Origin of the sequence: Shewanella sp. MBTL60-112-B2 (assembly GCF_019655055.1) — a bacterium.
Classification (GTDB): Bacteria; Pseudomonadota; Gammaproteobacteria; order Enterobacterales; family Shewanellaceae; genus Shewanella.
Window position 1 is genome coordinate 62,786 of the sequence record NZ_BPFA01000014.1, and the last position, 13,881, is coordinate 76,666.

The following is a 13,881-nucleotide window of genomic DNA, read 5'->3' on the forward strand; positions in this document are numbered from 1 at the left end:
TAATTGCAAATGCATTCTAGAAAACCCTTTTACATTTTAGTTGCCTTGCTGTTCATAACCGGGATCGCGGCAAGCGTTTACCGTGGTATTGAACACAGCGTACCTTTCGTACCAGGCAAGCAAGTACAAAGCTGGGCAGTCGATGCCAAAGTTAGCTTTAGTGGTACTGGAGAACCTGCTGAGGTGTCTTTCTCATTACCAGAAGATCCTGCTTACGAAATTCTTGTGGAAAATGCGACGTCACCAGGTTACGGCTTAACCATTACCAATAATGCTATCGACCGCCGTGCAATATGGTCAATTCGTACAGCGACAGGAACGCAGGATTTATACTATAAAGTCACGCTTATCCCTACAGGGCAAGATAAACTTATAGATCCAAACGAACCTCAAGTACCAACAGCTTACACTTGGCCTGCAACTGAGCAAGCAGCAGCAGAGCAAGCAATTGAAGAAGTTTGGTCACGCAGTGCCACTAACCTTTCTTTCGCCCAGCAGCTAAACAAAGTATTAAATGCTAACGAGCGTAGCCAGAATATCGAGCTACTACTGACAAGCAATACGCCGACTAAATTGTTTATCCGAATGCTTCATAGCAAAGGGATCCCAGCGAAAGAAGTGAGTGGCCTTTATCTAGAAGATCAGCGCCGTAGACAACAGCTATCGAACTTTGTTGAAGTGTATAACGATGGCGAGTGGCACCTATTTAATGCTGCAGATGGCAGCCAAGGTCGTCCAGAAAACCTATTATTATGGGACCGTTCAGGCACATCGGTACTCGATGTTATTGGGGGTGTTAACTCACAAGTTAACTTCTCTATGCTGCAAGATACACGCTCAGCTTTGGCTACCGCAATTGATGTAATGAAAAATGACAATGCGTTAGACTTCTCACTTTATCAATTGCCACTTGAAGAGCAAAGCCTATTTAAGGGGATCCTACTTATCCCTATCGGCGTATTAATGGTGGTTTTTCTTCGCGTAATTATCGGTATTAAAACTTCCGGTACCTTTATGCCAGTATTGATTGCTTTGGCATTCATTCAAACCACCCTTTTAACCGGTTTAATTGGTTTCTTATTGATCGTCGCCTTTGGTTTAATGATCCGTTCGTACTTATCAGAACTAAACCTATTGCTCATATCGAGGATTTCAGCCGTTATCATCGTAGTGATAGGTATTATCGGCTTATTTACCTTACTGTCTTATAAGTTTGGTTTGAGCGAAGGCTTAACGATTACTTTCTTCCCAATGATTATTTTGGCGTGGACTATTGAAAGAATGTCTATCCTGTGGGAAGAAGAAGGTCCAAAAGAAGTGATTGTACAAGGTGGTGGTAGCCTATTTGTAGCGACCTTAGCTTACTTAGCAATGAGCGCAACTTGGGTTCAGCATTGGGTATTTAACTTCCTAGGTATTCACTTAGTGATCTTGGCGTTAGTGCTGTTAATGGGTCAATACACTGGATACCGCTTGCTTGAACTTAAACGCTTCAAGCCTCTAGCTGGAGAAAAGTAATGTTTCTAGCGAGTCCCTCAGCCTTAAAGCGCAACGGCGTGCTGTGTATGAACAAGCGTAATATCGACTATATTGGTCGTTATAACCCGCGTAAGTATTACAAACGAGTTGATGATAAGTTAACCACCAAGCAATTAGCGCTAGCTAACAATATCGCGGTACCCGATTTAATTGGTACCGTGTCTGAGCAGCATGGTATTGCCGATATCCCCGCGATGGTTAATGATAAAGACGGTTTTGTTATTAAGCCATCCAAGGGATCAGGCGGTAAAGGCATTTTGGTTGTCACTAAGGTCGAGCATGGGCGTTACTACAAGCCCAATGGTCAAGAAGTGACACCATCAGAAGTCTACCGCCACGTATCCAACGTTCTCAGTGGGTTATTTTCTCTTGGCGGAAAGCCAGATGTAGCCATTGTCGAAGGCTTAATACAGTTTGACCCTGTATTTGATGGATATTCTTATGAAGGCGTGCCTGATATCCGCCTGATTATCTTTAAAGGCTTCCCTATTATGGGCATGCTTCGATTATCGACTGCGGCATCTGACGGTAAGGCAAATCTACACCAAGGTGCTGTCGGTGTTGGTGTTGATATCGCTACTGGTAAAGGGCTGCATGCGGTGCAATTTGATCAGCCAATCGATCTGCATCCGGATACACAAAAAAAGCTGATCTCAATTGCTGTTCCTCAATGGGACACTCTGCTGCATACAGCATCGAAGGCCTATGAGATGTCAGAGCTTGGTTATCTAGGTACCGATATGGTTCTAGATAAGAATAAAGGCCCACTACTGCTTGAGCTAAATGCGCGTCCTGGTCTGGCAATTCAAATTGCTAATGGTCGTGGTATTTTGCCAAATCTTCGTCACGTTGAAAAAATGGGTAACCACAACATGACTGTAGAAGAACGTGTGGCTTATGCAAAAATACACTTCAGTGCCACCAGCTAAACAATTTACTTGGCTTTTAAGCCCGTTGTTGTTTTTTGTTTGTTGGATTAACACGGCAGCTTATGCTGCCGTGTCTCCTATTCCACTCCTTGTGGAGCAATGTTTATCTTATCGTTTTCCCGATAAGCTCTTTAATGATGCAAGCGATAGCGATACTCTTGCCGTTAAACTTGAGCGTGATTTTCTCGGCTTTTTTAACATTAACGACAGAATTAAATACTACCGCCAATTTCCACTCTCCTATGCCGACCGAGAACGCTTGCTACAATGTCAGCTATTTTTAGCTGATGAGTTAGCCCTATTTTTTAAATCAACTCAGTTTCAATCGATACGATTTAAACTCGCTGAAAGTGACAATCCTGCTGTCCAAGCATTATCGATGCGCATAAATAGAATTGCTAAAAGCAACGAAAGTCCTAAATATAAGGCACAATTACATACAGCCCAAGCCGCATTTAAACAAGGGGTTAGCAGCCAATCCCTTAGCCTTAATTTCACAAATGATAAATGTAAGCTCCCCCAAAACATCGATGCGACAAAGGCTAACGACTTTAATGACACATTAGCCAGTTATCTTATCAAGCAAACAGATCAACAATGCCGAAAACAAGTTTGGCAAGCCTATCAAGCTCGCGCATCGATTAAGAATAAGAGCTCGCTTGATTTAATTAAGGGCTTACGCCAACAACAGGCAAACCTTGATGGCTTTAACGACTTTGTCAGTGAGCAACTAGCTGAACAATGGCTTTCAAAACCCGAAGCTGTTGCACAATTTTTGCGAGGACAGACCCAAGCAATCAGTATTGCCCCTTGGGATCTTGGCTTAGTCCTATCCAAGGCGAAGGCAACTTCAGTTGAGCCTGTTTTAGCTGAGCAATGGATAATGCAGGTCGCAACAGAACTGCAAGCTTTTGGTATTACAGTTACGCAAATTAATCAAAAGCTATATCGGGCCTACTTAGACAGGCGTCTTTTAGGTGATATCTATATCACCTATGCTAACAGAGTAGCTGTAAAGCCGATTCGACAACAGGTTGTTGGTCAGCAGTTTGGTCAAGCTGAATTAATACTAAAACCTGAGCTAAATAGTTACCAACAGCAAAGCGCGGCAATCAATTCTATTGCAAAAGTAATAACTCAATTTGCTTCCGGGCAGCCATTTTATTTGTATAACACCATAGGCGATACTCAAGATACCGCGCAGATAGACACTCTTTGGTTGCAGCAATATCTTAAAAATCAGCTTTTACCAGAGTTAAAATCTGATAGTAGAGAAGCCATTGTTTTGCAATATGCTAAACAACTGCAAGTGTTCAGGGCCAAGGTCGCTCTTAATACCTATTTAGCATCTGATAGCTCATTGAGATTCGATTTAAATCGTGCTTTTACCCAAGCATTCTCTGCCCATTGGGACAATATCAAAGATGCGCCCTACACTTTTAGCGCCATAGTCTATGAAGGGCCGCTCTACTACCAAAAGATATGGCAACAAGCACTTGCAAACTATATTTACCAATCGACAAAAGACTGTCAAAATCAAAAACTTGTTTTCGATTATTTAGTTGTTAATGAATCATCTAATAGCATTGCCAATATACTGCGACTATTACTCGATGAGCCGCTAACCCATGACTCACTCATTAAAAGGACTCAACATGCCTTCAATCATCAAGATCAGCACCCTCGCCGCTGCACTATTTTGCGCAAATAGCTTTGCCGCAGACCTTGCTGTCACAGAGTCAACTAAAAGTCAGGTGTATCAAGGGATCAAAAACAATCTTGAAGAGCACTTATTCGAATTGCCACCTCGTGTACAAGGTCATTATGGTATTCGCCAATACCGCATGACTGGCGATCCGAAATATGCGAATGCCGCACTCGTTGATCTCTATGCCGTTACTGAGGCACAAGCTTTTTACGCCTGTAATTTAGATGAAGAAGGTTTCATTACAGATCAAGCTCAGCAAGCCATATCTGTATTAGGTAAAGGGCCACGCGCTAAGGCCCGCAAAAAGGCTCTTCAGCCCTTCCCTGAGTTTATATTCTATACCGATGTCTTGCTGCGTTATTCAAGTCGTATCGATGAGTTCGGCTTTACAGGCCCTTGTCATGACAAGCTAACCGCGGCATTAAAAAAAGCCGATTTAAAAACAGGTTTAACCGATAAAGCCATGATTGAAACTTGGGCTGCGCAGTTAGTCAACTATGTATACTGGGCAAAACAGATCGGCGTCGGTGACTATCTTGCGGATTATAAACAAGCCTTTATTGAGGTCTATCCTGATAACAAAGACGTAAAGCTCAATAAGAAACAGTATAGAAATAAGCTATACGGCATGACTCATTTTATCTTTGCTGCGAGTGAATATTACCAACACAATGTCGATGCTAAAGAGTTCGCTTGGATTTTGGACCATTTTGAGCACAATATTGATCGTATATTAGAAGACGCTACCGACGATATTATTGCCGAGGTGGGTATAAGCTTCCTACTAGCTGGTAAAGCAGATCACCCCGTAGTAAAGAAAACCCAGCAGCATATTATTAACGCCTTCAACACTAAAGAGCAGATCATTCCTTCACCGCGAGGTAATCCTGATCTGGTTATTGGCGAGCACCGCAATGTATTAGCTATGATGTTATTAGATTGGCCAGAAAAATTAAACAGAGGCCCTTATCTATCTGAGCTAAAGGCAACGAAAAAGTATCTACCGAAACAAGTCACACCACTGAAAAAGTAACCATTACCATTGACTAAGAGGCCTAATATCTAGGCCTCTTAGTTATACCAATTAGTATAAAGATTTGGTCGCTCAGCGAGAGTTTAGCGGCACTGAGACAAGGCAACGAGTGCAGAGCATAGTTATTCTACGTTTAAGCTTGTTAACGCAGTATCAGAATCGCTAAAACTCGCCATTCTGGAGCGTTTTTGGCTGCCTACTTCAGCGTTGAATAACTTCACAAGGGAGCAACCATTCTTTCAGTTATTCGCCTTGAATTAGTTTGCCAAAAACGCTCTGAGTAGATCAACTTCTTATACTGATTGGTATTAGTAATTAACAGGTATTGCTCACAGCCGTAGAATACATAATATTCTGGATAGAAAGTTCAACAACTTACTTTGTCAAAACCCTTACTGACGGGTGATTGTCGCAAGCTTGCTCATGGAAAATGTCATCAAGATAAACAGCGAGTTCATTATGTTTTAGTTCTGATGGGATGACAACGTCATAGCACCGGCAGCGTATGCCACTAACGGCAACATTGAAGAGTAACCATTCATTGTCTTTACGCTCAACAGACATCAGCTTTCCAAAAACATCGAACTTTATTTTCACCGTTTTATTCCCTCATAACCGTGTTCAACTTGCTAGGCTAATCAAAGGTGGCGCCTAACTCAGCTTAAGTAGCGGGCTCTAACGAACATAGACGTTATTGCTCTGACGTAATGGCTCTGACTTAATGCCTCTGAAATAATGCCTCTGAAATAATGTCTATCAGCATAAAGATTTGCTCGCTCAGTTGACGATAGCTATTTTGAAGCAAAGTAAATAACGGGTTCACAACAGCTAAAACACGCCATTCTGGAACATTCGAACTACCTGTTTTCATACTGATTGATGTGGTCTTTCTTAAAGTTATTTACCAACAAAAATAGTCTTAAACATCAGGTTTGCCTTCACTTTCTGAAGCCGTGACTCGATTTCGCCCATTATGTTTAGATTCATATAAAGCCTTATCGGCACGCACAATCAAAGAATCGAGAGTCTGATCATCCTTGCTCAACTCAGCGACACCGAGACTGATCGTCATCGAGTGCTTATCAAGCACAGAAAACTTCATTGCTTCAACTGTTTTCCTTATGTCTTCCGCCATCAACACTGCACTCTTAAGTGAAGTGTAAGGCAAAAGAATCACAAACTCCTCTCCACCATACCTTACGCCTAAGTCCGACGAGCGTATATTCTCTCTGACATAGTGTCCTAAGAGCCGTAATACTTCATCACCAGAAGCGTGTCCATAGCTATCATTAATACGTTTAAAATGGTCAATATCAAACATGATAATACTCAACTCATGCTTGTAACGATGACAGGTTAATATATGGCGCTTCGCTTCTTCAAGCATATAGCGACGGTTTTTTAGACCCGTTAAAGTATCAGTTGTCGCTTCATGAAGAGCATCATCAAGCTTAGTCTGTGTTTTCAGATTATCGTCGACAAGGGCATCTCTCGATTGAATAATTTTCTTCCCCATTAGATTAAATGCTGATGCAAGCTCACCTATCTCATCTTCTCTTGGTATATCAATAGGAATAAAGTCATCGTTAAATCGGTATGCTCTTGCTGACTCTGTTAATTTTGAAAGCGGACGTAGCATGCTTTTATTTACATACCACAAGGTAATAATAAGCGAGGTTATAAAAAGTACGGATTCCAAGATAAATGTATAATGAATAAAAGTTTGCCTATTTGAGTATGTTTTTCTTCGGTTTTTCAGAAGGTTTTCCTCTTCAATCTGAAAGTCACTCATCTCAACTCGGATCTTATCCATGACAATCTTGCCATAGTCACTCGATACCAACTGTATCGATTTATCAATTTCACCAGCCTTATGAAGTTCTATAGTACGATTTAACTCTGTGATCTTGTCTTTAATTAAATTATCTATTCTTATTAGCCGTTGCTGCTGATTTTGATTGTCTATGGTTAGATTCGTAAGTTTTTTTAATTCATTCCCACTCTGTGTAACACCAGAAAAAAATGGTGCTAGGTATTTTGGGTCACCTGTTAACAGATAGCCTCTTTGTCCTGTTTCAGCATCACGCATCTGGCCTAACAATTCTTCAGCATGCCTAATGACTGTGTGTGTATGTAGCACTAACCGGTAATCTTGCTCAGCAATCCCTTCCATTTCTGTCAGTAAGAAGAAATTTAACACTCCAATGCTCATTAGGCTGGCAAACAGCAAATATACTTTAGTCTTGATTTTGACAACCATGAATCACCATCAAATCTTCTTAAGAATTTTCATTTAAAACGGCTAATGTAGCAACGACTCTTATCCAAACATAAACGGTTTTAATAAGAAATCATACCCAAGAACTGAGTATCTAAACCCGGTTCTGAGATAGAAATACCGCAGCTATTGTTGATATTAGGAGTAAAAGTGGTATATGCGTTAATGCATCAGATAATAAAAAGCGCTCTAATAGAGCGCTTTTTACAATAAGAATAAATCTAATTTTTAAACCTTAATGTTAATCAAGGTTCCAATGGTGTCCGAGGAGGCTTGTATTACCTCAGCAGAAGCTTGGGCGTGAAAGTTAGCTTGGTTTGCCTCGACTAATGCTTGTGTCGTGCTACCACTAGAAACCGTAGTGATGCCAGATGCTGATTGACTCGCACCAGCTACATCAATTGTCGCTTGGGTTAAGTCTGACTGAGCAGACTGAAACCCATATTGCCCAGAGATAATGCTTGGTGGTATCTGCACAACACCTCCCCATAATAGGAACTTGATTGGTTGATTATTATCTAAATATTGTACAAAGTACAGCCACACGTAATCTTTATGTCATAATCATAACTACAGTGATCTTTAGGAATATTCAATAATGATTAATAACGTTCGAATTAGCTAATATCCCAGTATAATGATAGGGTTGTTAAGTTAAGTTGTGGTCTGATACTAGATGAATCTAGGAGGGGAATCTGAATGAATAAAGCAAAAATACTGGTTGTGGATGATGATCCTATTTGTTCGAGTCTTTTACTTTCGGTATTAGGTGATGACTACCAAGTCACTACGGTTAACTCTGGAGCAGACGTTATTGAAATTGCAATTATCCAGCAGCCTAATGTGATCTTTTTAGATATCATGATGCCGGGTAAAAATGGTTACCACGTACTTAAAGATCTTAAGCAAGATCCAAAAACGAATCAGCTACCGGTTATTATCGTCAGTGCGCTTGCTGAAGAGTCTGATGAAAACCTTGGATTACGATTAGGTGCCGATGGTTACTTAGCCAAACCTATCAGTCCGACAGAAGTATATGGAATACTAAAAAAACACCTCTAGTACGATTTTCAATTTACTAATCCAAACTTATTTTATGACTCTTGAGAATGACTAGATATACTCTAGCCTCATTCTCGAGTGCATTATCAAATAGCAATACCCGTTGTTTACAGCCAACAACTAAGCTCTCAAACTAGCTCTCAAGCAAGCCTGCGAAGTAAGTTACAGCCCTAGTATATAGATGACAGTCCATTAAGTGATGAAGTCCACCAGCAAAAATTATCACTATTTAGCAAAACTAAGCGTCTATTAATTTCCTAGCTATCAATGCCCCATACAGCGGAGCTCAAATATTCATTCAGAGCGCTTCATATTAAAATGTGGCTATCAAAACATAAGCACTTCTAACTCAAAGCATAGGCGAACACCATTGCGAATCGCTTTATACAGGTAAATGTAAAAGAGATCAGGCTATAGCGCTTTAACTTGGGAAATAAATCCGAGCAAATTGGTTGCTCATTAAGATACACACCAATTTTATTAATCGGGAAAATTAACGCCTTGATTTGATAGCGCTCACCGAAAATATCGATTGGGTATCGCTTATAAGGCAACCATAACGACTTTTCAAATAAGATATTTCCCTCACTAATAAGTTTCAAACGGCCAGATAAGCCGTGGTAATCAAATTTGATCTGATTACCACCTAGTTCGATAACTTTATTGTGTCTAAACATAAACCAATGCGTCCATTTTATTGATTTTTAACTCACTAAACTAAAGCTCTCGAAAAGTTGAGATTAGCCCATCACTCACAGTTCATCCCAAAACCTTTAACACCAACAGCTTACCAACCAGACTCCCAGTCTTTCCAAACCGGGTTTAATCCACGCTCAAGCATAGCGTTAGCCACCACTTGCGGTGGGCGGTCATCGCTGATCTCAAATTGATCCAGTTCAGTATTCGGCTCCACATAGCCACCGGGCTGTGTCGAACTGCCTGCACTGACATGGGTGACCCCTAATGCAAAAAGGTTATCACGCAGCTTAGGTGTTTCTCGTGTAGAGAGACTAATCTCTAGCTGTTGATTAAACAACCTAAAAGCGCAAATCATCTGTACTAGACCTTTATCGCTCAGCTCAACCTTTGGCGATACCCCGCCAGTACAAGGCCTCAATCTTGGCAAGGAAATACTATATCGGCTACGCCAATAAGTTTTCTCCATGTAATCTAAGTGATGCCCCATTAATAGCGCATCTAAGCGCCAGTCATCTAAACCAAGTAACACGCCTAAACCTATTTTATCAACGCCTGCTCGCGCCACTCGTTCGGGAGATTCAAGCCGATAGACAAAGTCACTCTTCTTACCTCGAGTATGATGTTCCGCATACGTCACAGGGTTGTAGGTTTCTTGGTATAGCATCACCGCATCGAGCCCTTCTGCAATCAGCTCTTTATAATCAGGCTCTTCTAACGGCTGCACCTCCATGGCCACATGACTAAACTGCTCAGTAACGAGTGGCAAGATCTGCTTAAAATAAGGCATGCCAACTTTTGACTCATGCTCACCCGACACCAATAAGATTGAATCGTAGCCCATGGTCTTTATCAATCGCATCTCATCTTTGATTTCGCTTTCAGTCAAAGTCTTACGTTTGATTTTATTGCTCATTGTAAAGCCGCAATAATCACATTCATTAGCACAGAGATTCGAAAGGTATAGCGGAATATACATACCGATACTCGCGCCAAATCGCTGCCGAGTTAGCGCAACAGCCTGCTGCGCCATCTGTTCAATATAAGGCTCTGCGGCAGGTGATAGGAGTGAGACTAAACTATCAACATTGCCCTGAGGGCTTTGCAGTGCACGTTCAACATCTGCCGCTGTGCTTGAGTACAATCTCAGTTTAAGTTCTGAGCGAGACAGCTTTTTAAATATATCGACAAAGCTCATAAGCACTCCTTCAAGGCTACGCAAACACTAATCATTTAAGAAGCCCGTTAGCGGGCTGGTATTGTGCGCTTGATGACTCACCGCACCTAAACCCGCAATATAAGCTTGCCGGCCCGTATTGACTGCTTGAGCAAAACAGCGCCCCATAGCAACCGGATCGCAGCTACTGGCGATTGCAGTATTAACCAGCACAGCATCGGCGCCGAGCTCCATCGCATGAGTTGCCTGAGAAGGCGCGCCAATACCCGCATCAACAATCACAGGGACTTTGGCTTGCTCGATGATAATCTTTAAAAAGGTTTCAGTAGCTAAACCTTGATTAGAACCAATTGGGCTGCCAAGTGGCATCACGGCAGCGCAGCCGACTTCCTCAAGTCTGCGGCATAATACCGGGTCAGCATGAACATAGGGCAAGACCACATAACCCTGTTCGCATAAAATACGCGCCGCCTCCAAGGTCTCAATGGGATCAGGCATCAGGTATTTAGGATCTGGGTGGATCTCAAGCTTTATCCAGTTAGTTGCTAACATTTCTCGCGAAAGATGAGCGGCAAACAGCGCTTCTTTAACATTCCGAGCCCCAGCGGTGTTAGGCAGTAGCTTTACCCCGCTATCGAGCAAAGGTTTAAGAATATTGTCACTGCCAGTATTCAGATCCAACCTTTTAACCGCTAGAGTCACTAATTGAGACTCAGAAGCCGCTACCGCATCCAACATGGTTTGGGCCGTTGCGAATTTTCCTGTACCAGTAAATAGTCGCGATTCAAATCGATGATCGGCAATCGTTAACATATTAGCCTCCCGCTACCACAGAGAAAATTTCAAACTTATCACCCGCTAAGCAGCATTGTATTTGCCAGCGACTACGCGGTAAAACTTCACTGTTTATAGCGACTGCAATACCATGAATATCGACTCCCCTCACCTCGGCGTACATTTCAATCACGCTTTGTACCGTAGAGTTAACTGCAACCAGCTTGCTCTCATCATTGATATTGATAGCAATGCTGTCATTACCTTTATACATATTCTTTCTCCGTAGATGTAAACTTGCTACTGCCTAATTCTCGTCCTAAAGGACCTTGCTTTTGCCCACAGATCACACAATCAGAGCTACGCGGTAAACGCGCTTCGCGCCAACTGAAGGATTTGCCATCGAAGCGAAACAGTTTACCCACGCTTTGCCTATCGCCGAGCAAATGCTGCAGTGCCATTAATGCCTGCATTGACGCCATCGCTGCGACCATAGGTCCCAAAATACCGACGGTTTGGCAGGTTTGACTCACAGCCATATCAGCAGGAAACAAACAGTGATAACAACCAGATTGTGGATTATGCTGTTGATCGATATTGAGCAGCTGCCCATGAAAGTGAGCCGCCGATGCCGATATTAAAGGAGTACAGCTCTCAATTGCGACCCGATTTACCCGCTGCCGAGTTTCGAAGTTGTCCGTGCAATCGAGTAGCAGATCATAATGACCATCAACGGTTAGCACCTGACTGATATTGGCTTGGGTTAAATGCTCGCTCACCTCGATAAGCTTAGTTTGAGTGTAGGCACGACTGAGCTTCTCCTTGGCCACCAGCGCTTTATTCTTACCGATATCAGTATCATTAAATAACAATTGCCGAGGTAAATTTGATAGCTCCACCCTATCGCCATCAATAAGGGTGATATGACCCACGCCAGCGGCTGCTAGCTGTTGAGCCACTAGATTACCCAAGCCACCCACACCGATAATAACAACATGAGATTTAGCAATTGTAATTTGACCTTTCTCGCCGACTTCAGGTAATAACACCTGACGCGAGTATCGTAAAAAATCACTATCAGTGAGTGACATACTATTTCTCATCAGCCCATGCCCTATTCAGCTTATTAAACGCCGCAGCGGGATCATCGGCCTCAGTCAAGGCTCGAACCACTGCAATGTCATCTACACCTGTCGCTTTAACGCTCTTAAGCCTAGACTCATCGATACCGCCAATGGCAACAATTGGCAGCTCGCCTTTCATCAAAGAAACATAGCGGCTCAGTTTTTCTAGCCCCTGAGGCAAAGATGGCATCTGCTTGGTGGTAGTCGGAAATATATGGCCAAATGCGATATATGACGGCTGGTGCTGCTTTGCGAGTAATATTTCGAAATAGCTATGACTCGACAACCCTAGTGCAATATTTGCATCACGTAGCTGCTGTAAGTTGCTGTCTATCAAGTCTTCCTGTCCAAGGTGAACGCCGTAGGCTTGGTGCTTAATCGCAAGCTGCCAGTGATCGTTAATGAACACTCGTGATTGATAATCTCGACCGAGAGCTATTGCTTTGATGATCTGATCTTCAAGGCTCGGCGAAGCAGCATCCTTCACTCTAAGCTGAATTGTCTTGGCTCCCGCTTTTAACAAGGTTTGTAGCAATTCAACATCGGCAACAACCGGATATAGACCCAAGCTGCCATCAATCTGCTTGAAATCGGCTTGCTGATGACTTTTCAATTCACCACCAGCAAGTGACATAGGTTCGGTATCGCTTGCTGTAATTGGTTTGATATAGGGAAATTGCTGTAAGTCTTTTGGCCACGCCGCTCTTGCCAAACATCCTGGTCCACCACCCGGCTGATAGCTAGCAATCAGTCCTGCATTGACATAGGCCTTAGCCACAACAACCGCATCATTAAGCACAAAGCCATGGGCCATCACCGATGCAATTGCCGATGATAATGTACAACCTGTTCCATGGTTATTTTGGCTATTAACACGATGACTCGATAGCCAAAAACTCTGCCATTGATGCTTATCGGAGATCCCTGCGACATCTGTACATACCAGCAAATCATTAGCCTGATGCTGACACCAAGCTGGACCCAAATCGCCACCTTTGGCTAGCACCGAAGTGTTTAACTGTTCTGATAGCTGTTTAGCAGCTGTAATACACGCATCAACACTCTCAAGCTCAGTTGCAGCCAGAATGGCTAACTCACTCACATTAGGCGTGATTAATGTGAGTAATCCTTTAAACGGCGTAAAATCAAGCCTTGCGCCATTTGCCAGTGCATCACCGCAGGTAGCCACCATCACTGGGTCTAAAATAACAGGCACTACAATGCCAGATTGACGCCAACTAGCTTGCTGCTCAGCTAACCATTTGGCTAGATAGTCAATTTGAGCCTGTTCGGCCAGCAAGCCAATTTTAATGGCTGCAGGCGGTAGGTCGCTCACTAAGGTGTCTAGCTGAGACTTAAGCATTTGGCTTGATACCGACTCAACCATTGCCACAGTCACAGAACTCTGTGCTGTCACTGCGGTGATAACACTGCAGGCGTGGGCATCAAGATCTGACATGGTTGCCAGATCCGCTTGAATGCCTGCACCACCGCCACTATCAGAGCCCGCAATCGTCCATACAACAGGACGACTCACAGGCAATGTATGTGCGTTTGCCAT

At 42.8% G+C, this 13,881-nt stretch carries 13 protein-coding genes; 5 read left to right on the plus strand and 8 right to left on the minus strand.

Going from position 1 to position 13,881, the window contains the following annotated elements; translation table 11 throughout:
* Positions 1-9 precede the first annotated feature (9 nt).
* Genes K5Q73_RS10865 through K5Q73_RS10880 form a run of 4 tightly spaced genes read left to right on the plus strand, consistent with a single transcriptional unit; the run spans position 10 to position 5,209 of the window.
* Positions 10-1,518 carry a UUP1 family membrane protein gene (locus K5Q73_RS10865; protein ID WP_220763331.1) on the plus strand — a complete coding sequence of 503 codons (1,509 nt, stop codon included), beginning with the start codon at positions 10-12 and terminating at the stop codon, positions 1,516-1,518.
* Complete coding sequence (locus K5Q73_RS10870; RefSeq protein WP_220763329.1) at positions 1,518-2,468, plus strand: alpha-L-glutamate ligase-like protein; 951 nt, start codon at positions 1,518-1,520, stop codon at positions 2,466-2,468. Before K5Q73_RS10865 ends, K5Q73_RS10870 begins: the two co-directional genes overlap by 1 nt.
* Positions 2,437-4,179, plus strand: a complete 1,743-nt coding sequence (locus K5Q73_RS10875) for a M3 family metallopeptidase (RefSeq protein ID WP_220763327.1) — start codon at positions 2,437-2,439, stop codon at positions 4,177-4,179. Before K5Q73_RS10870 ends, K5Q73_RS10875 begins: the two co-directional genes overlap by 32 nt.
* A complete protein-coding gene (locus tag K5Q73_RS10880) occupies positions 4,124-5,209 on the plus strand; it encodes a DUF3541 domain-containing protein (RefSeq protein WP_220763325.1) in 1,086 nt (361 codons plus the stop codon). The genes K5Q73_RS10875 and K5Q73_RS10880 overlap by 56 nt, the downstream gene beginning before the upstream one ends.
* Positions 5,210-6,128: 919 nt before the next feature.
* Here K5Q73_RS10880 and K5Q73_RS10885 read toward each other — a convergent pair.
* Positions 6,129-7,469, minus strand: coding sequence for a diguanylate cyclase (locus K5Q73_RS10885; protein ID WP_220763323.1), 1,341 nt, complete (start codon positions 7,467-7,469; stop codon positions 6,129-6,131).
* 246 nt (positions 7,470-7,715) lie between these two features.
* Positions 7,716-7,964 carry a chemotaxis protein gene (locus K5Q73_RS10890; RefSeq protein ID WP_220763321.1) on the minus strand — a complete coding sequence of 83 codons (249 nt, stop codon included), beginning with the start codon at positions 7,962-7,964 and terminating at the stop codon, positions 7,716-7,718.
* A gap of 222 nt (positions 7,965-8,186) precedes the next feature.
* Here K5Q73_RS10890 and K5Q73_RS10895 point away from each other — a divergent pair, with 222 nt between their 5' ends.
* Positions 8,187-8,549, plus strand: coding sequence for a two-component system response regulator (locus tag K5Q73_RS10895; protein ID WP_220763319.1), 363 nt, complete (start codon positions 8,187-8,189; stop codon positions 8,547-8,549).
* 344 nt (positions 8,550-8,893) lie between these two features.
* On the opposite strand, the gene K5Q73_RS10900 is transcribed toward K5Q73_RS10895, so the two are convergent.
* The 6 genes from K5Q73_RS10900 to thiE form a co-directional block, all read right to left on the minus strand.
* A complete protein-coding gene (locus K5Q73_RS10900) occupies positions 8,894-9,226 on the minus strand; it encodes a hypothetical protein (protein WP_220763318.1) in 333 nt (110 codons plus the stop codon).
* A 110-nt stretch (positions 9,227-9,336) separates the two neighbouring features.
* Complete coding sequence (gene thiH / locus K5Q73_RS10905; protein WP_220763316.1) at positions 9,337-10,443, minus strand: 2-iminoacetate synthase ThiH; 1,107 nt, start codon at positions 10,441-10,443, stop codon at positions 9,337-9,339.
* A gap of 27 nt (positions 10,444-10,470) precedes the next feature.
* On the minus strand, positions 10,471-11,235 hold the full coding sequence (locus K5Q73_RS10910) for a thiazole synthase (RefSeq protein ID WP_220763314.1): 765 nt from the start codon (positions 11,233-11,235) through the stop codon (positions 10,471-10,473).
* Position 11,236: 1 nt separating this feature from the next.
* The gene (thiS, locus tag K5Q73_RS10915) at positions 11,237-11,470 is read right to left on the minus strand and encodes a sulfur carrier protein ThiS (protein ID WP_220763312.1); all 234 of its coding nucleotides are present in this window, start codon (positions 11,468-11,470) and stop codon (positions 11,237-11,239) included.
* A complete protein-coding gene (locus K5Q73_RS10920; RefSeq protein WP_220763311.1) occupies positions 11,463-12,299 on the minus strand; it encodes a HesA/MoeB/ThiF family protein in 837 nt (278 codons plus the stop codon). Before K5Q73_RS10920 ends, thiS begins: the two co-directional genes overlap by 8 nt.
* The gene (gene thiE / locus K5Q73_RS10925; protein WP_220763309.1) at positions 12,289-13,881 is read right to left on the minus strand and encodes a thiamine phosphate synthase; all 1,593 of its coding nucleotides are present in this window, start codon (positions 13,879-13,881) and stop codon (positions 12,289-12,291) included. Before thiE ends, K5Q73_RS10920 begins: the two co-directional genes overlap by 11 nt.

Bases quoted from the DNA above. Each gene is read 5' to 3' on its own strand.
- K5Q73_RS10865 (WP_220763331.1), top strand. From the start codon at position 10: ATGCATTCTAGAAAACCCTTTTACATTTTAGTTGCCTTGCTGTTCATA.
- K5Q73_RS10870 (WP_220763329.1), top strand. From the start codon at position 1,518: ATGTTTCTAGCGAGTCCCTCAGCCTTAAAGCGCAACGGCGTGCTGTGT.
- K5Q73_RS10875 (WP_220763327.1), top strand. From the start codon at position 2,437: ATGCAAAAATACACTTCAGTGCCACCAGCTAAACAATTTACTTGGCTT.
- K5Q73_RS10880 (WP_220763325.1), top strand. From the start codon at position 4,124: ATGCCTTCAATCATCAAGATCAGCACCCTCGCCGCTGCACTATTTTGC.
- K5Q73_RS10885 (WP_220763323.1), bottom strand. From the start codon at position 7,469: ATGGTTGTCAAAATCAAGACTAAAGTATATTTGCTGTTTGCCAGCCTA.
- K5Q73_RS10895 (WP_220763319.1), top strand. From the start codon at position 8,187: ATGAATAAAGCAAAAATACTGGTTGTGGATGATGATCCTATTTGTTCG.
- K5Q73_RS10900 (WP_220763318.1), bottom strand. From the start codon at position 9,226: ATGTTTAGACACAATAAAGTTATCGAACTAGGTGGTAATCAGATCAAA.
- thiH (WP_220763316.1), bottom strand. From the start codon at position 10,443: ATGAGCTTTGTCGATATATTTAAAAAGCTGTCTCGCTCAGAACTTAAA.
- K5Q73_RS10910 (WP_220763314.1), bottom strand. From the start codon at position 11,235: ATGTTAACGATTGCCGATCATCGATTTGAATCGCGACTATTTACTGGT.
- thiS (WP_220763312.1), bottom strand. From the start codon at position 11,470: ATGTATAAAGGTAATGACAGCATTGCTATCAATATCAATGATGAGAGC.
- K5Q73_RS10920 (WP_220763311.1), bottom strand. From the start codon at position 12,299: ATGAGAAATAGTATGTCACTCACTGATAGTGATTTTTTACGATACTCG.
- thiE (WP_220763309.1), bottom strand. From the start codon at position 13,881: ATGGCAAACGCACATACATTGCCTGTGAGTCGTCCTGTTGTATGGACG.